General features: G+C 69.3%; 14 protein-coding genes. 1 reads left to right on the forward strand and 13 read right to left on the reverse strand.

What is annotated here, in order from left to right; genetic code table 11:
- Positions 1–12 precede the first annotated feature (12 nt).
- The 9 genes from rodA to ACWCPN_RS02165 all read right to left on the reverse strand — a co-directional run bounded on the left by rodA (position 13) and on the right by ACWCPN_RS02165 (position 11,851).
- Positions 13–1,212 carry a rod shape-determining protein RodA gene (gene rodA, locus ACWCPN_RS02125; RefSeq protein ID WP_451201854.1) on the reverse strand — a complete coding sequence of 400 codons (1,200 nt, stop codon included), beginning with the start codon at positions 1,210–1,212 and terminating at the stop codon, positions 13–15.
- Positions 1,209–3,458 (reverse strand): penicillin-binding protein 2, encoded by a 2,250-nt coding sequence (gene mrdA / locus ACWCPN_RS02130; RefSeq protein WP_451201855.1) that lies wholly within the window; start codon positions 3,456–3,458, stop codon positions 1,209–1,211. The genes rodA and mrdA overlap by 4 nt, the downstream gene beginning before the upstream one ends.
- Positions 3,459–3,574: 116 nt before the next feature.
- Positions 3,575–4,249: a rod shape-determining protein MreD gene (mreD, locus tag ACWCPN_RS02135; RefSeq protein ID WP_451201856.1), complete on the reverse strand. Its 675-nt coding sequence runs from the start codon at positions 4,247–4,249 to the stop codon at positions 3,575–3,577.
- Between the two features lie 12 nt (positions 4,250–4,261).
- Positions 4,262–5,206 (reverse strand): rod shape-determining protein MreC, encoded by a 945-nt coding sequence (gene mreC / locus ACWCPN_RS02140; RefSeq protein ID WP_451201857.1) that lies wholly within the window; start codon positions 5,204–5,206, stop codon positions 4,262–4,264.
- A 191-nt stretch (positions 5,207–5,397) separates the two neighbouring features.
- Positions 5,398–6,417, reverse strand: a complete 1,020-nt coding sequence (locus ACWCPN_RS02145; protein ID WP_116151120.1) for a rod shape-determining protein — start codon at positions 6,415–6,417, stop codon at positions 5,398–5,400.
- A 313-nt stretch (positions 6,418–6,730) separates the two neighbouring features.
- Positions 6,731–7,144 (reverse strand): nucleoside-diphosphate kinase, encoded by a 414-nt coding sequence (gene ndk / locus ACWCPN_RS02150; RefSeq protein WP_104780585.1) that lies wholly within the window; start codon positions 7,142–7,144, stop codon positions 6,731–6,733.
- Positions 7,145–7,207: 63 nt separating this feature from the next.
- On the reverse strand, positions 7,208–7,579 hold the full coding sequence (locus ACWCPN_RS02155) for a DUF4233 domain-containing protein (protein ID WP_199210537.1): 372 nt from the start codon (positions 7,577–7,579) through the stop codon (positions 7,208–7,210).
- 10 nt (positions 7,580–7,589) lie between these two features.
- Positions 7,590–9,104, reverse strand: a complete 1,515-nt coding sequence (folC, locus tag ACWCPN_RS02160; protein WP_451201859.1) for a bifunctional tetrahydrofolate synthase/dihydrofolate synthase — start codon at positions 9,102–9,104, stop codon at positions 7,590–7,592.
- Positions 9,105–9,220: 116 nt separating this feature from the next.
- Positions 9,221–11,851, reverse strand: coding sequence for a valine--tRNA ligase (locus ACWCPN_RS02165; protein WP_451201860.1), 2,631 nt, complete (start codon positions 11,849–11,851; stop codon positions 9,221–9,223).
- 137 nt (positions 11,852–11,988) lie between these two features.
- Here ACWCPN_RS02165 and ACWCPN_RS02170 point away from each other — a divergent pair, with 137 nt between their 5' ends.
- Positions 11,989–12,963, forward strand: coding sequence for a hypothetical protein (locus tag ACWCPN_RS02170; protein ID WP_451201862.1), 975 nt, complete (start codon positions 11,989–11,991; stop codon positions 12,961–12,963).
- A 93-nt stretch (positions 12,964–13,056) separates the two neighbouring features.
- Here the strand turns inward: ACWCPN_RS02170 and clpX are convergent, their stop codons facing one another.
- The 4 genes from clpX to tig all read right to left on the reverse strand — a co-directional run bounded on the left by clpX (position 13,057) and on the right by tig (position 17,514).
- On the reverse strand, positions 13,057–14,343 hold the full coding sequence (gene clpX / locus ACWCPN_RS02175) for an ATP-dependent Clp protease ATP-binding subunit ClpX (protein ID WP_199210539.1): 1,287 nt from the start codon (positions 14,341–14,343) through the stop codon (positions 13,057–13,059).
- Positions 14,344–14,514: 171 nt separating this feature from the next.
- The gene (locus ACWCPN_RS02180) at positions 14,515–15,180 is read right to left on the reverse strand and encodes an ATP-dependent Clp protease proteolytic subunit (RefSeq protein ID WP_451201864.1); all 666 of its coding nucleotides are present in this window, start codon (positions 15,178–15,180) and stop codon (positions 14,515–14,517) included.
- Positions 15,181–15,250: 70 nt separating this feature from the next.
- Complete coding sequence (locus ACWCPN_RS02185; protein WP_199213517.1) at positions 15,251–15,856, reverse strand: ATP-dependent Clp protease proteolytic subunit; 606 nt, start codon at positions 15,854–15,856, stop codon at positions 15,251–15,253.
- Between the two features lie 287 nt (positions 15,857–16,143).
- Positions 16,144–17,514, reverse strand: coding sequence for a trigger factor (tig, locus tag ACWCPN_RS02190; protein ID WP_451201866.1), 1,371 nt, complete (start codon positions 17,512–17,514; stop codon positions 16,144–16,146).
- Positions 17,515–17,690: the final 176 nt, after the last annotated feature.

Genomic DNA, 17,690 nt, shown 5'->3' on the forward strand with positions numbered 1-17,690 from the left:
CGTGCGGTTCGGTTACGCGGACATCGGACGTTGCACCTTGATGGACTGCAGGAGGCCGACCGCGATCCACACCGCGAACATCGACGTGCCGCCGTAGGACACGAAGGGCAGGGGCAGGCCGGTGACGGGCATGATGCCGAGCGTCATGCCGATGTTCTCGAAGGCCTGGAAGGCGAACCAGGCGATGATGCCGGCGGCGACGACCGTGCCGTACAGCTCGGTGGAGTCGCGGGCGATGCGGCAGGCGCGCCACAGCACGACGCCGAGGAGGAGGATTATCAGTCCGGCACCGACGAAGCCCAGTTCCTCGCCCGCGACCGTGAAGACGAAGTCCGTCTGCTGTTCGGGGACGAACTGGCCGGTGGTCTGCGAGCCGTGGAAGAGGCCCGCGCCGGTGAGACCGCCGGAGCCGATGGCGATGCGGGCCTGGTTGGTGTTGTAGCCGACGCCGGCCGGATCGAGGTCGGGGTTGGCGAAGGCGGCGAAGCGGGCGATCTGGTACTCGTCCAGGATGTGCAGCTGCCAGACCGCGATCGCGCCGACGGTGCCGGCGGTGATCAGGCCGAAGACCCAGCGGTTGGAGGAGCCGGAGGCGAGCAGCACGCCGAGGATGATGACCACCATGACCATGACCGACCCGAGGTCGGGCATGAGCAGCACGATGAGGATGGGCACTGCGGCCAGCCCCAGGGACTGCAGGACCGTGCGGTGGTCGGGATACGTCTTGTCCCCGGCGTCGACCCGGGCCGACAGCAGCATGGCCATGCCCAGGATGATCGTGATCTTCACGAACTCCGAGGGCTGCAGCGAGAAGCCGCCGCCGAGCACGATCCAGGAGTGGGCGCCGTTGACGGTGGAGCCCAGCGGGGTCAGCACGGCGAGGATGCCGAAGACGGACAGGCCGTAGAGGATCGGCACGGCGTTGCGCAGGGCCCGGTGGCCGAGCCAGAGCGTGGCGATCATCAGGGCCAGCCCGATGCCGGTGTTCATCAGGTGCCGGAGCAGGAAGTAGTACGGGTCGCCCTGGTTGATCTCGGTGCGGTTGCGGGTGGCCGAGTAGACCAGCAGGGAGCCGATGCCCGAGAGGGCGAGTGCCGACAGCAGTATCGGCCAGTCGAGCCTGCGGGCCAGCGAGTCGCGGGCGAAGAGCCTGGTCCAGCCGGCCCGCTCGGGTCCGTAACCGGAGACGGAGAAGCTGTTGGAGCTGGTCATGTGCGCATCCTCCGGCTTCCCCTCCCGCGGCGGCGTCTGCGGGTGTCGCGGTTGCCCGTGGTGGGCGAGGGCGAGGTGGCCGGGGTCTGGCCGTCGTCGTTGCTGGGGTTGTCCTTCTGGGATGCCTCGACGTCCTTGGCCGGGTCGCCGGCGACCTTCGGAGAGGCGATGGTGCCGTCGGGGCGGACCTTGGGAAGGCTCTTCTGCGGTTCGGGCAGCAGGGCCTTCTTGTTGTCGACGGAGCCGTCGCCGGCGACGCCGTAGAGCGCGCTGTAGATGTTGCGCACGGCCTCACCGGAGGCTCCGGAACCCGTACCGGCCTGGGCGATCGTCATGATCACCGTGTAGTCCTTGGAATAGGTGGCCAGCCAGGAGGTGGTCTGCTTGCCGTAGACCTCGGCGGTACCGGTCTTCGCGTGCAGCGGGATCTTGTCCTGGGGCCAGCCGCCGAACTTCCAGGCGGCGGTACCGCGGGTGATGACGCCGGCGAAGGCGTCGTTCATGCCCTTGAGGGTGGCCTGGGAGACCGGGAGCCTGCCGTTCTTCTTCGGCTTGATCTCCGTGACGCTCTTGCCGTCCGCGCTGACGATCGCCTTGCCGATGGTGGGCTGGTACATGGTGCCGCCGTTGGCGACGGCGCCGTAGATCGCGGCCTCCTGGATGGGGGTGACCAGGGTGTCGCCCTGTCCGATGGAGTAGTTGATCGAGTCGCCCTCGCGCATCTTGTTGCCCTCGAGGCAGTTCTCGTACGCGATCTTCTCGACGTAGCTGCCGTCCTTCTTGCCGGACTTGCACCAGGCGTCCTTGTTGGCCTTCCAGTAGTCGAGCTTCCACTGGCGGTCGGGGACGCGCCCGGTGACCTCGTTGGGCAGGTCGACGCCGGTCTCCTTGCCCAGGCCGAACTGGTGGGCGGCCTTGTAGAAGTAGTCCTTGGGCTTGCCCTTCTTCGGGTTGATGCCGCCGTCGCGCTTCCACTCCCGGTCGGCGAGACCGTAGAAGACGGTGTCGCAGGAGACCTCGAGGGCGCGGCCGAGGGAGATCGGGCCGAAGTTCTCGCCCTCGAAGTTCTTGAAGACCTGGCTGCCCACGGAGTAGGAGCTGGTGCAGGGGTAGCGGCCGTCGAAGGGGTAGCCGGCCTCGACCGCGGCGGCCGTGGAGACCACCTTGAACGTCGAGCCGGGTGCGGCCTGGCCCTGGATGGCCCGGTTGAGCAGCGGGTAGTCGGAGTTCTTGCCGGTGAGGGCCTTGTAGTCCTTGGCGGAGATGCCGCCGACCCAGACGTTCGGGTCGTAGGTCGGTGCGGAGGCCATGGCGACTATCCGGCCGGTCTTGGCCTCCATGACCACGACGGCACCGGAGTCGGCCTTGTAGTTCTCGCCGGTGATCTTGTCGTACTGCTGGCGGGCGACCTTCATCGCCTTGTCCAGCTCGTACTCGGCGACGCGCTGCACCCGGGAGTCGATGCTGGTGACCAGGGTGGACCCGGACTCGGCCGCGTCGGAGTGGGCCTTGCCGATGACCCGGCCGAGGTTGTCCACCTCATAGCGGGTGACGCCCGCCTTGCCGCGCAGCGCCTTGTCGTACTGGCGCTCGAGACCGGAGCGGCCGACCATGTCGGAGCGCAGGTAGGGCGAGTCGGTGTCCTTGGCCTTCTGGATCTCCTCGTCGGTGACCGGCGAGAGGTAGCCGAGGACCTGGGAGGTGTTGGACTTGCCCGGGCCCGGGTAGCGGCGCACGGCCTCCGGCTCGGCGGTGATGCCGGGGAAGTCCTCGGCGCGCTCGCGGATCTGCAGGGCCTGCTTGGCGGTGGCCTCGTCGGTGATCGGGATGGGCTGGTAGGGCGAGCCGTTCCAGCAGGGCTGCGGGGTCTCGGCGTCGCACAGCCGGACCTTGCTCATGACGTCGGCGGCCTCCATGCCGAGGACGCCGGCCAGCTTGGTGAGGACGGCCTTGCCGTCGTCCGCCTGCTTGAGCAGGTCGGTGCGGGAGGCGGAGACGACCAGGCGGGTCTCGTTGTCGGCGAGCGGCACGCCCCGGGCGTCGAGGATGTCGCCGCGCACGGCGGGATCGACGACCTGCTGGACGTGGTTGCCGGAGGCCTCCTTCTGGTACGCGGCACCCTCCCGGATCTGCAGGTACCACAGGCGGCCGCCGAGGGTGCCGAGGAGGGAGAGGACGAGGATCTGGATGACGACGAGGCGGATCTGGACCCGTGGGGTCCGTCCGGTCTCGGGAATGTTGGTCACTGCGGCTGTCTCCCCCTCTCAGTGCGCTGACGTGTGTGCGCCGACGAATGGTGAACGATCCGCCGGTGCGGCGCCGTTCCGTCGGTCTTGCCCCGTTCGGGTGAACTCTGGCGCGTTCACAGCCGCTTGACCCCCTTGATGCGGCCGACCCTGGTGGAGCGGGTGCGGGCCTTGGCCTTCAGGGAACCGAGGCCGCGCTGACCGCCGATGCGCAGGCCGGTGCCGGAGGAGAGCCAGCCGGAGGAGATGTCGCCGCCCTTCGTGGCGGGGCTGGTCTCCGCGAGCGGGTCGTTGTCGGAGCGGCGGGCCAGCCACATGATCGCGGGAACCACGAAGGGGGCCAGCAGCAGGTCGTACAGGGCGGCGGAGAACAGCAGTCCGGGCAGGCCGACATGGCGGGCGGCGGTGTCGCCGACCAGGGCGCCGACGCCCGCGTACAGCAGGGTGGAGCCGACGGCGGCGGCGACCACGACGGCCATCGGGCCGGTGGCGGACTTCAGCCGGCCGTTCTCCGGCTTGATGAGTCCGGCGAAGTAGCCGATGACGCAGAGCACCAGGGCGTAGCGGCCGGCCGCGTGGTCGGCGGGCGGGGCCAGGTCGGCGAGCAGTCCGGCGCCGAAGCCGACGAGGGCGCCGCCGACGTGGCCGTACACCATGGCCAGGCCGAGGACGGTGAGCAGCAGCAGGTCGGGGACGGCACCCGGCAGGTGCAGGCGGGCGAGGACGCTCACCTGGATCACCAGGGCGACGACGACCAGCGCGGCCGAGAGCAGGATCCGGTTGAGACGCATGGGATTCGGCTCCTACTGCTGCTCGTTGGTGTCGGGCGCGCCGGCCTGGGCCGAGGGGCTGACCGTGACGGTCACGGTCGGCGTCGGTGTCGGCTTGGGCTTGGTCGGCAGGACCTCGTCGCGCGGGTCCCGCTTCGGGCCCTGGACGACCACGCCGACGACGTCGAGCTTGGTGAAGCCGACGTACGGCGTGACGTAGAGGGTGCGGGTGAGGCCGCTGCCGGAGGGGTCGATCCGGGAGACCACACCGACCGGGACGCCGGGCACGAAGGGCTTGTCGGCCTGCGAGCCGAAGGTGACGAGCCGGTCGCCCTTCTTCACCTCGGCCTTGCCGTTGAGGAGTTCCACCCGCAGCGGGCGGTCGCCCTGGCCGGAGGCGAAGCCGAGTTCGTCGCTGTTCTCCATACGGGTGCCGACGGTGAAGTCGGGGTCGTTGGCGAGCAGCACGGTGGCGGTGTCCGGGCCCACGGTGGTGACCCGGCCGACGAGTCCGTCGCCGTTCAGCACGGTCATGTCCCGCTCGATGCCGTCGTTGGCGCCGGCGTCGATGGTGATGGTCCAGGAGAAGCCCTGCGCCGACCCTATGGCGATGACCTGGGCGCCCTTGATGCCGTACTGGCCCTCGCCCGCGACCTTCAGCATCTTGTCGAGCTGGTTCAGGCGGCTGCGGTTGCGGTCGTCGCTGCCGAGCTTCGCCTTGAGGGCCGCGTTCTCCTTCTCCAGTGTGGCGAGCCGGTCGTGGCGGGTACCGGAGTCACGGACGGCGGAGACGGCGTCGCCGACCGGGTCGACCGCCGAGGACAGCCCGTTCTCGATCGGGCCGAACGCCGCGGCGGCGGCCTGCCGGGCGCCGTCGACAGGGGAGTTCCGGCCCCCTCGGATGTCCACCGTGATCAGCGCGAACGCGATGGCGATCAGCAGGACCAGGAGCAGCCGGCTCTCTTTCGTGTCCCTCACGTGCGGCGGCCGTGCCCTTCCTCGAGTGGAATTCGGGGACCCCCGGTGGTGCGCCGATGGTGAAGCGCAAATCCTGGGGGTCCATTTGCGGGTACTTGTGCATCTGTGTCAACGACCCGCCGCACGCGAGGGATCGTCCCGTACGGCGGATTCCCGGGAGCCGCCCGGCCGGGCGGCTCCCGGGAACGGCCTCACCGGCGGGGCTGGGCGTCCAGTACCTGCTGGAGCGCCTCGAACTCCTCGACGCACTTGCCGGAGCCGAGCGCCACGCTGTCCAGCGGGTCCTCGGCGATGTGGATCGGCATTCCGGTCTCGCGCCGCAGCCGCTCGTCCAGGCCGCGCAGCAGGGCGCCGCCGCCGGTCAGCACGATCCCCCGGTCCATGATGTCGCCGGACAGCTCCGGCGGGCACTTGTCGAGGGTCGTCTTGACGGCGTCGACGATGGCGTTGACCGGCTCCTCGATGGCCTTGCGGACCTCGGCGGCGGAGATGACCACGGTCTTCGGCAGCCCGGAGACCAGGTCGCGGCCGCGCACCTCGGTGTGCTCGTCGGCGTCGAGTTCGTACGCGGAACCGATCGTGATCTTGATCTGCTCGGCCGTGCGCTCGCCCAGCAGCAGGCTGTACTCCTTCTTGATGTACTGGATGATCGCGTTGTCCAGTTCGTCGCCCGCGACCCGGATGGACTGCGCGGTGACGATGCCGCCGAGCGAGATGACCGCGACCTCCGTGGTGCCGCCGCCGATGTCCACCACCATGTTGCCGGTGGCCTCGTGGACCGGCAGACCGGAGCCGATGGCGGCCGCCATGGGTTCCTCGATGATGTGCACCTGGCGGGCACCGGCCTGGGAGGACGCCTCGATGACGGCGCGGCGCTCGACGCCCGTGATGCCCGAGGGCACACAGACCACGACCCGGGGCCGGGCGAGGTACCGCCGCTTGTGGATCTTGAGGATGAAGTAGCGCAGCATCCGCTCGGTGATCTCGAAGTCGGCGATCACGCCGTCCTTCAGCGGACGCACGGCGACGATGTTGCCCGGCGTGCGGCCGATCATCTTCTTCGCTTCGGCACCGACCGCGAGGATGCCACCGGTGTTGGTGTTGATGGCGACGACGGACGGCTCGTTGAGCACGATGCCGCGACCCCTGACGTACACCAGCGTGTTGGCGGTCCCGAGGTCGACAGCCATGTCACGGCCGATGAACGACATTGAGTTCCCCATCCGGATTCATCTGGCCTTCCTGCGCCTTTGAGGGCATATCAGGTCGGCGAGGCGGGTGCTGTGACGTGAAGGCTTCCATCGTAAACGCGCCTGCGCGAACACTGCGCGAGGGTCTCCGCCATTGTCATCAGATGGCGCGCCGCCCCGCTTCTGGAGACGGCCCATCGGGGGCACACGTTCCCCCGATCGGCAACGCATATGCCGAAGGACGGCCGAAAAGGTACGGCCGTCCCAGGTCAGGACTCCGAGCGGACCTGACGGCCCCTCAGAAAAATTCGCGGAAATTCCGCCAGGTGGACGCTCAGGCGCGGCCCGGGAAGAAGATCTTCACCTCGCGCTCGGCGGACTCCTCCGAGTCGGACGCGTGGATCAGGTTCTCCCGGACGATCACGCCGTAGTCGCCCCGGATGGAGCCGGGCGCGGCGGCGATCGGGTCGGTCGGGCCGGCCAGCGCGCGCAGCCCCTCGATGACCCGCTCACCCTCGACGATCAGCGCCACGACAGGGCCGGAGGCCATGAACTCGACCAGCGGCTCGTAGAAGGGCTTGCCCTTGTGCTCGCCGTAGTGCTGCTCCAGCGTGTCCTGGTCCAGGGTGCGCAGCTCCAGCGCGGTGATCTGCCAGCCGGCCTTGCGCTCGATACGGCTGATGATCTCGCCGGTCAGGCCGCGACGGACGGCGTCGGGCTTGAGGAGGACGAGGGTGCGCTGGCTCACGAGGGGCTCCTTACGACTGGCATGTGCGGTGGCACGAGGTTACAGGGCGTGTCACCGTCGCCGTTACGCAGCGTCAGGTGTAGAGGGGCCGGGGTCCGCGGACTCCCCCTGGGCCGCGAGTCTGGCCTTCGCCTCGTCGACCTTCCGCCCGTAGTGGACCGACGCCCACCACAGGGCGGCGAACACCGCGCCCATGAAGTACATCGTCGGGACGAAGACCCCGGAGGCGATCAGGGCGAGCTGCAGCGCCCAGCCGAGGGCGACACCGCCCGGCCGGGTCACCATGCCGCACAGCAGCACGCACAGAACCATGGCGATGCCGCTGACCAGCCAGACCGTGGAGGTGGACAGGTCCGGGTCCTTCATGGCCACGAGCGCGGCGAAGCCGATGACGAAGAACTCGCCGATCAGCGTCGATGAACAGAGCGTACGCACGACGGACTCCTCAGCCCTTTCCCAGGAGCAGGCGGGCCTCGCCCACCGTGATGACCGAGCCGGTGACCAGCACCCCGCCGCCGGCGAACTCGCCCTCCTCCTCGGCCAGCGTGATCGCGGCCTCCAGGGCCTCGGGCAGCCGCGGCTCGACCTGGACGCGGTCCTCGCCGAACACCTCGACGGCGATCGCGGCCAGCTCGTCCGCGTCCATGGCGCGGTGGCTGGAGTTCTGGGTGACGACGACCTCGGCGAAGATCGGCTCGAAGGCCTCCAGCAGCCCGCGCACGTTCTTGTCGCCGCTCGCCCCGACCACACCGATCAGCCGGCTGAAGTCGAACGCCTCCCGCACGGCCTCGGCGGCGGCCTCGGCGCCCGGCGGGTTGTGGGCGGCGTCCAGGACGACGGTGGGAGAGCGCCGCACGACCTCCAGGCGCCCCGGCGAGGAGACGGCCGCGAAGGCCTTGCGCACCGCGTCGATGTCCAGCCGCTCCGCGCGCTGCGCGCCAACCCCGAAGAACGCCTCCACGGCGGCGAGCGCCACGGCCGCGTTGTGCGCCTGGTGGGCGCCGTGCAGCGGGAGGTAGACCTCCTCGTACTCACCGCCGAGCCCGCGCAGGGTGAGGAGCTGGCCGCCGACGGCGATCTGCCGGGAGGTCACGCCGAACTCCAGGCCCTCGCGGGCCACGGTGGCGTCGACCTCGACGGCCTTCTTCAGCAGCACCTGCGCGGCGTCCACCGGCTGCTGCGCCAGGATCACGGTCGCGCCCTGCTTGATGACGCCGCCCTTCTCCTGCGCGATCTCCCCCGGCGTGTTCCCGAGCCGGTCGGTATGGTCGAGGCCGATGGGGGTGATCACGGCGACGTCGCCGTCGATCACGTTGGTGGCGTCCCAGGAGCCGCCCATGCCCACTTCCACCACGGCCACGTCGACCGGGGCGTCCGCGAAGGCCGCGTAGGCCATCCCGGTGAGCACCTCGAAGAAGGACAGCCGGTACTCCTGCGAGGCGTCCACCATCTCGATGTACGGCTTGATGTCCTGGTACGTCTCGATGAACCGCTCGGCGGCGATCGGCGCGCCGTCCAGGCTGATCCGCTCGGTGATCGACTGCACGTGCGGGCTGGTGTAGCGCCCGGTGCGCAGCTCGAAGGCGCCGAGCAGGGCCTCGATCATGCGCGCCGTGGAGGTCTTGCCGTTGGTGCCCGTGATGTGGATCGAGGGGTACGAGCGCTGCGGCTCGCCGAGGACGTCCATCAGCGCGGCGATCCGGCTGACGGAGGGCTCCAGCTTGGTCTCGCCCCAGCGGGTGGCCAGCTCCGTCTCGACCTCGCGCAGGGCCCTGTCGACCTCGGGGTCCTCCGGCCGGGCCGGTACGCCGGCCTCGGGCGGGCCGCCCTGGGTGCGCAGGGTGCGGCTGCCGGCCTCGATCACGGCGAGGTCGGGGTCGCGGGTGGTCTCGGCCTCGATGATCTCGTCGAAGCCGTCGAGGGGGTCGGGGGTGTCGCTGGTGCCGGGGTGGTCGCTCACGGTGCCAGTCTACGGAGGCGCGGTGACATGGGCGGGCGAAGGCCCCCGGAGCTGTGGGTTCCGGGGGCCTTCGGGTGCCGTTCGCGCGGACCGGCGCCCGCGCGCCGGCCGCGTCGCTACGCCTGCGGGAGCCTGTCCAGCTGGGCCTGGATGCGGGTGATGTCCTCGTCGGCCTTGGCCAGGCGGGTACGGATCTTGTCGACCACGTTCTCCGGGGCCTTCGCCAGGAACGCCTCGTTGCCGAGCTTGGCGGTGGACTGGGCCTTCTCCTTCTCGGCGGCGGCCAGGTCCTTCGCCAGGCGCTTGCGCTCGGCGGCCACGTCGATGGTGCCGGACAGGTCGAGGGCGACCTCGGCGCCGGCGACCGGCAGGGTGGCCGTGGCCGTGAAGGACTCGCCCTCCGGCTGCAGGCGCAGCAGCTGGCGGATGGCGGCCTCGTGCGGGGCCAGCGCCGTACCGTCCAGGGTCAGCCGGGCCGGGACCCGCTGACCCGGCTGGAGACCCTGGTCTGCGCGGAAGCGGCGGACCTCGGTGATGACGGACTGCAGGGTCTCGATCTCCTGCTCGGCCGCGCGGTCGCGGAAGCCGCTGTCGGCCGGCCACTCGGCGATGACGACCGACTCGCCACCGGTGAGGGTGGTCCACAGGGTCTCCGTGACGAACGGCACGACCGGGTGCAGCAGCCTGAGCGTGACGTCGAGGACCTCGCCCAGGACGCGCTGGGAGACCTCGGCCGCCTCGCCGCCCGCCTGGAACGTCGTCTTGGACAGCTCGACGTACCAGTCGAAGACCTCGTCCCACGCGAAGTGGAAGAGGGCGTCGGACAGCTTGGCGAACTGGAAGTCGTCGTAGAACGCGTCGACTTCGGCGACGACCGAGTTGAGGCGGGAGAGGATCCAGCGGTCGGTGGCGGACATCTTCGCCGGGTCCGGCAGCGGGCCGTCCACCGTCGCGCCGTTCATCAGCGCGAAGCGGGTGGCGTTCCAGATCTTGTTGGCGAAGTTGCGGGAGCCCTGGACCCAGTCCTCGCCGATGGGCACGTCGACGCCCGGGTTGGCGCCGCGGGCGAGGGTGAAGCGCAGCGCGTCGGAGCCGTACTTGTCCATCCAGTCCAGCGGGTTGACCGCGTTGCCGAAGGACTTCGACATCTTCTTGCCGAACTGGTCGCGGACCATGCCGTGCAGGGCGATGGTGTGGAACGGCGGGGTGCCGTCCATGGCGTAGAGGCCGAACATCATCATCCGGGCGACCCAGAAGAAGAGGATGTCGTAGCCGGTGACCAGGACGGAGTTCGGGTAGAACTTCGCGAGGCTCTCGGTCTGTTCGGGCCAGCCGAGGGTGGAGAACGGCCACAGGCCGGAGGAGAACCAGGTGTCGAGGACGTCGGTGTCCTGCTTCCAGCCCTCCGCCTCGGTGCCGGGCGGCCGCTCGTCGGGGCCGACGCAGACGACCTCGCCGTTCGGGCCGTACCAGACCGGGATGCGGTGGCCCCACCAGAGCTGCCGCGAGATGCACCAGTCGTGGAGGTTGTCGACCCAGTCGAAGTACCGCTTCTCCATCTCCTGCGGATGGATCTTGACCTTGCCGTCGCGGACGGCGTCACCGGCGGCCTTGGCCAGCGGACCGACCTTGACCCACCACTGCATGGACAGGCGCGGCTCGATGGTGGTCTTGCAGCGCGAGCAGTGGCCGACGGAGTGGACGTAGGGCCGCTTCTCGGCGACGATCCGGCCCTCGGCGCGCAGCGCGGCGACGATGGCGGAGCGGGCCTCGAGGCGGTCCAGGCCCTGGAAGGGGCCGTGCGCGGTGATGACGGCGTGCTCGTCCATCACGGTGAGGGACGGCAGGTCGTGCCGCTGGCCGATCTCGAAGTCGTTCGGGTCGTGGGCCGGGGTGACCTTGACGGCGCCGGTGCCGAACTCGGGGTCGACGTGCTCGTCCGCGACGACCGGGATGGAGCGTTCGGTCAGCGGGAGCCTGATGAGCTTGCCGACGAGGTGCTTGTAGCGCTCGTCCTCGGGGTGCACGGCGACGGCGGTGTCGCCGAGCATGGTCTCGGCACGGGTGGTGGCGACGACGATGGTGTCGTCCCCCTCCCCGTACTTCATGGAGACCAGCTCGCCGTCGTCGTCCTGGTACTCGACCTCGATGTCGGAGATGGCCGTCAGGCACCGGGGGCACCAGTTGATGATGCGCTCGGCGCGGTAGATCAGCTCGTCGTCGTAGAGCCGCTTGAAGATGGTCTGGACGGCCTGCGAGAGGCCCTCGTCCATGGTGAAGCGCTCACGCGACCAGGCGACGCCGTCACCGAGGCGGCGCATCTGGCCGGAGATCTGGCCGCCGGACTCGCCCTTCCACTGCCAGACGCGCTCGACGAAGGCCTCGCGGCCGAGGTCGTGGCGGGACTTGCCCTCCTTGCCCAGCTCGCGCTCGACGACGTTCTGGGTGGCGATGCCGGCGTGGTCCATGCCCGGCTGCCACAGCGTCTCGAAGCCCTGCATGCGCTTGCGGCGCGTGAGGGCGTCGATGAGCGTGTGCTCGAAGGCGTGGCCCAGGTGGAGGCTGCCGGTGACGTTCGGCGGCGGGATGACGACGGTGAACGGCGGCTTGTCGCTCTTCGCGTCCGCCTCGAAGTAACCCCGCTCCACCCAGCGCTCGTACAGCGGCCCCTCTACATCGGCCGGCGCGTACTGGGTCGGCAGTTCGGAGTCGGGCGCGGGTGGCTGCTGCTGAGCGTTCTCGGTCACGGGGGTCAGTTTAGGGGTGTCACGGGGCGGTCCCGAAACGCGTTTGTTCTGTAACGGTGCGGCCCCCGGTGCCGTGTGTCCCCGGCGCCTGCGTCAGGATGTCAGGAACGCGTAAACATCCGAGGGGGAACCCAGAAATGAGCAACAACCAGCCGGGCCCGTACGGCCAGCAGCCGCCCTACGGCCAGCCGGGTCCCTACGGCCAGCAGCCGCAGGCACCCCAGCCCCAGCCCGGCTACGGCTACCCCCAGCAGACTCCCCCGGTCCCGCCCCAGCCCGGCTACGGCTACCCCCAGCAGACTCCCCCGGTCCCGCCTCAGCCCGGGTACGGCTACCCGCAGCAGGGCGGTGCGCCGCAGCAGCCGGGCCCGTACGGCCAGCAGCCGGGCACCTACCCCCAGCAGCCCTACGGCGTCCCGCAGCCGCCCGCCCCGGGCGGCGGCAAGAAGAAGACGGGCCTGATCATCGGCGCGGTGGCCGTCGTCGCGGCGATCGCGGTGGGCGCGTCCTTCGCACTGGGCGGCAGCGGCGGCTCGGACGTCGCGGACGACGGCCCCCACAAGCTGACGACGCCGGCGACGGTGCTGGGCGAGTACAAGAAGTCCAAGGGCGACACCGGCACGATGACCGACAAGGACATGAAGGACGCGCAGAAGTGGGGTGTGCAGGACCCCCACGACGTCAGCGCCGGGTACAAGTCCGGGGACGTCGACAATCCGCTGAGCCAGAAGATGGTCCAGTTCGGCGGCGTCTACGGCACGATCGACGATCCCGAGAAGACCGTCGACGCGATGTTCGCCTACATGAAGAGCGAGTCCCAGAAGGACAGCGACAGCAAGGACGTCGCTCTCCAGGGTGAGCCGAAGTCGTACGAGCCCGCCGGTCTCGACGGCGCGGTCCTCAAGTGCCAGCAGGCGAAGGCTCCCACCGACTCGACCAGTGGCGGGCCGAAGGACGTCACTATGACGATCTGCATCTGGGGCGACCACAGCACCATCGGATTCGTCATGCCGATGGACATCGCGAACCTCGCCGCGGGCCGGAGCAGCGACCCGGCGGCCGACGCCGAGCTGACCGCCAAGTTCCGCAACGCGGTTCGCGTCAAGGCCTGATGACGCGGCGGGCGGATCTCGACTCGCCCTCGACAGCGTCGGAAGGGGCCCGGTCTGGTGACCGGGCCCCTTTCGCGTGTTCCGCAGCGGCGGCTACGCCGTCTTCTGCTCCCCGGTTCCCCGGCCGCGGGCGTCCCGCGGGATCAGGGTCGGGTTGACGTTGGAGTGGACGACGTCGGCCGTGATGACGACGCGGGCGACGTCCTTGCGGGACGGGACCTCGTACATCACCGACATGAGGACCTCCTCCATGATGGCGCGCAGGCCGCGGGCGCCGGTCTGGCGGAGGATGGCCTGGTCGGCGATGGCCTCCAGGGCCTCGCGCTCGAAGTCCAGCTCCACGCCGTCGAGTTCGAAGAGGCGCTGGTACTGCTTGACCAGGGCGTTGCGGGGCTCGACCAGGATCTGGAGCAGGGCCTCGCGGTCGAGGTTGTGCACCGAGGTGATCACCGGCAGGCGGCCGATGAACTCGGGGATCATGCCGAACTTGACCAGGTCCTCGGGCATGACGTCCTCGAACTGGTCCTTGGCCTCCAGCTCGCGCTTGGAGTGGATCGTGGCGCCGAAGCCGATGCCCTTGGCGCCCGCCCGGGACTCGATGATCTTCTCCAGGCCGGCGAAGGCACCGCCCACGATGAACAGGACGTTCGTCGTGTCGATCTGGATGAACTCCTGGTGCGGGTGCTTGCGGCCGCCCTGCGGCGGGACCGAGGCCGTGGTGCCCTCGAGGATCTTCAGCAGGGCCTGCTGGACGCCCTCGCCGGAGACGTCACGGGTGATCGACGGGTTCTCGCTCTTGCGGGCGACCTTGTCGATCTCGTCGATGTAGATGATCCCGGTCTCGGCCTTCTTGACGTCGTAGTCGGCCGCCTGGATCAGCTTGAGGAGGATGTTCTCCACGTCCTCGCCGACGTAGCCCGCCTCGGTCAGCGCCGTCGCGTCGGCGATCGCGAAGGGCACGTTCAGCATGCGGGCCAGGGTCTGCGCGAGGAGCGTCTTGCCCGAGCCGGTGGGGCCGAGCAGCAGGATGTTGGACTTCGCCAGCTCGATGGCGTCGTCACGGCCCTGGGCGCCGCCGTTCTCGCCCGCCTGGACCCGCTTGTAGTGGTTGTACACCGCGACGGATAGGGCCTTCTTGGCGGCCTCCTGGCCGACCACGTAGCCCTCGAGGAACTCGTAGATCTCGCGGGGCTTGGGAAGCTCCTCCCAGCGCACCTCGCTGGTCTCCGCGAGCTCCTCCTCGATGATCTCGTTGCAGAGATCGATGCACTCGTCGCAGATGTACACACCGGGACCTGCGATGAGCTTCTTGACCTGCTTCTGGCTCTTGCCGCAGAACGAGCACTTGAGCAGATCGCCGCCGTCACCGATGCGTGCCACGGTGTGCTTCCCCTTCGCCTGGGAGACGACTGGACGCTTTCGAGTCCAGCGGCTCCTGGTGCTGCCTTATGTCCGACGGTACCTTGCCGGGCCCCGTGTTCGGGTCCCCCTTGGCAGGGTTCACTTTGACGTGAACCCTGCCAAGGGGGCCTGAGCGTACGCCGCCCGGTGTCAGCGGACCGATTCGTTGTTCATCTTCCGGGTGGAGATGATCTGGTCGACGATGCCGTACTCGAGCGCTTCCTCGGCAGTGAGGATCTTGTCGCGCTCGATGTCCTCGCGGACCTGCTCGATCGCCCGGTTGGAGTGCTTGGCCAGCATGTTCTCCAGCTGCTCACGCATCCGGGTGAACTCGTTGGCGATGATCTCCAGGTCGGAGAGCTGACCGCGGCCGGTGGAGCCGGCGGGCTGGTGGATCAGCACGCGCGAGTTCGGCAGCGCCATGCGCTTGCCCGGGGTGCCGGCGGCGAGCAGGATGGCCGCGGCGGAGGCCGCCTGGCCCATGCACACCGTCTGGATGTCCGGCTTCACGAACTGCATGGTGTCGTAGATGGCCGTGAGGGCCGTCATGTCACCACCGGGGCTGTTGATGTAGATCGAGATGTCCCGGTCGGGGTCCATCGACTCCAGGCACAGCAGCTGCGCCATGACGTCGTTGGCGGAGGCGTCGTCGATCTGGACGCCCAGGAAGATCACGCGCTCCTCGAAGAGCTTCGCGTACGGGTCGTACTCGCGGATGCCCTGGGAGGTGCGCTCGACGAAGCGCGGGATGACGTAGCGGCTGTCGGGCCGGGGCCCTTCGTACATGCCGCTGGCGGCGCCGGGGAAGTTGCTCATGAGGGTGTTCACCGTCCTGGTGGCGTTCGGGGGGCTGGTGTCTCGGCGGTGCGTGGCGTGGCCGGGCCGGTCAGGCACCGGTGCCGCCGCCTCCCGGAACACCCGAGGCGTTCCTGATGATCTCGTCGATGAGACCGTACTCCTTGGCCTCTTCCGGGGTGAACCAGCGGTCGCGGTCGGCGTCACGGAGGATCGTCTCGACCGACTGGCCGGAGTGGAGCGCGGTCAGCTCGGTCATGGTCTTCTTGGTGCGCAGCAGGTACTGGGCCTGGATCTTGATGTCCGAGACCGTACCGCCCAGGCCCGCGGAGCCCTGGTGCATCATGATGTCCGTGTGCGGCAGGGCGAACCGCTTGCCCGCGGTGCCGCCGGTGAGCAGGAACTGGCCCATCGAGGCCGCCATGCCCATGCCGATCGTGACCACGTCGTTCGGGATGAACTGCATGGTGTCGTAGATCGCCATGCCGGCCGTCACCGAGCCGCCCGGGCTGTTGATGTAGAGGTAGATGTCCTTGTCGGGGTCCGCGGCGAGGAGCAGCAGCTGTGCGGTGATCTTGTTGGCGATGTCGTCGTCGACCTGCTGACCGAGGAAGATGATCCGCTCGTTGAGCAGCCGGTTGTAGACCTGGTCGCCGAGGCCACCACCGATGGAAGGCTCGCCGGCGGCGGAGGGCATCAGATTCGTCACGTATCCACCTGCTCGTCTTACGACGGCGCCGGGCCGTCTCACGTCGTCCTGCCGGAGGCTTGGCTGGGGGTTTCAGGAGACTCCCCTGCCCCCGTATTCATGGACCCTAACGCTCAGGTCCCCTCGGGGAATCCCGGAGATGACAGTGTTCGCCGGGGGCGTAGCGGCCGTGCCGCGGGGCCGGGCGCGGATCCCGGGGGATAACGGCACGGGCCCCCGGGAAGCACACTCCCCGGGGGCCCGTCCTACGCGCTCGTGAGGCGCCGTGTGGGCGCTCAGCCCTCGGCGTTCTCCTCGGAGGTCTCCGACGCCTCGGCGGCCTCGGTCTCCTCCTCCTCGTCGTCCAGGTCGACGACCTCGCCGTTGGTGTCCTTCACCGTGGCGGCGTCGACCACGACGGCCAGGGCCTTGCCGCGGGCGACCTCGCCGACGAGCAGCGGAACCTGGCCGCCCTCGACGACGGCCTGGGCGAACTGGTCGGGGGACATGCCGGAGGAGGCCGCACGCCGCATGAGGTGCTCGGTGAGCTCCTCCTGGTTGACGTTGAGGTTCTCCTTCTTGACCAGCTCGTCGAGGACGAACTGGGTCTTGATGCCCTTGACCGCAGCCTCGCGGGTCTCGGCCTCGAACTCCTCGGCGGTCTTGCCCTGGATCTCCAGGTACTTGTCGAGGTCCAGGCCCATCTGGCCGAGCTGGTGGTGCTCCAGGTTGTGCTTGCGGGTGTTGATCTCGTCCTCGAGCAGCTTCTCGGGGACCGGGACCTCGACCAGCTCGAGGAGCTTCTCCAGCACGCGCTCCTGGGCCTGGGTGGCCTGGTCGTACTGCTTCATGTTGGCCAGGCGCTTGCGGCTGTCGGCGCGAAGCTCCTCCAGCGTGTCGAACTCGGAGGCGAGCTGCGCGAACTCGTCGTCCAGCTCGGGCAGTTCGCGGGCGGCGACCTGGGTGACCTTGACGGTGACCTCGGCCTCCTTGCCCGCGGCCGAGCCGCCCTTCAGCTCGGAGGTGAAGGTGGCCTCCTCGCCGGCGGACAGGCCCTTGACGGCGTCGTCGATGCCGTCCAGCAGCTCGCCGGAGCCGATGGTGTAGGAGACGCCGTCGGCGACGCCGTCCTCGAGGACCTCGCCGTCGACCTTGGCCTGCAGGTCGATGGTGACGACGTCGCCGTCCTCGGCGGCGCGCTCCACCGGGGAGGTGGAGGCGAAGCGCTCACGGAGCTGCTCGACGGACTTCTCGATGTCCTCGTCGGTGACCTCGACGGCGTCGACCTCGACCTCGATGCCGGAGTAGTCCGGGATCTCCAGGGCCGGGCGGACGTCGACCTCGGCGGTGAAGTTCAGCGTCTCGCCGTCCTTCAGGTCGGTGATGTCGACCTCGGGCTGGCCCAGCGGGCTCAGCTCGGCCTCGTTGACCGCCTCGGTGTAGAACTTCGGGAGCGCGTCGTTGACGGCCTCCTCCAGCACCGCACCGCGGCCGAACCGCTGGTCGATGACGCGGGCCGGGATCTTGCCCTTGCGGAAGCCCTTCACCGTGACCTGCTGGTTGATCTTCTTGTACGCCGCGTCGAGGCTGTCCTTGAGCTCCTCGAAGGGCACCTCGACAGTGAGCCGAACCCGGGTCGGGTTCAGGGTCTCCACGGCGCTCTTCACGGTTCGGTCTCCTTGTGGCTGACTTCTTGGTTTCTGCCGGAGCCAGACTGGTCCGGCGGATTTCGCCGCCCGGAGGAGTTCGTAGGCCGAGTGGGCCGGGACACACGGGCGCGCAGCTTGCATAGTAACCGCAGCCGGTCAGCGCCCCAAAAGGCGATCATCAGGATGCCGTGAGC

The organism is Streptomyces sp. NPDC002386, assembly GCF_053593175.1.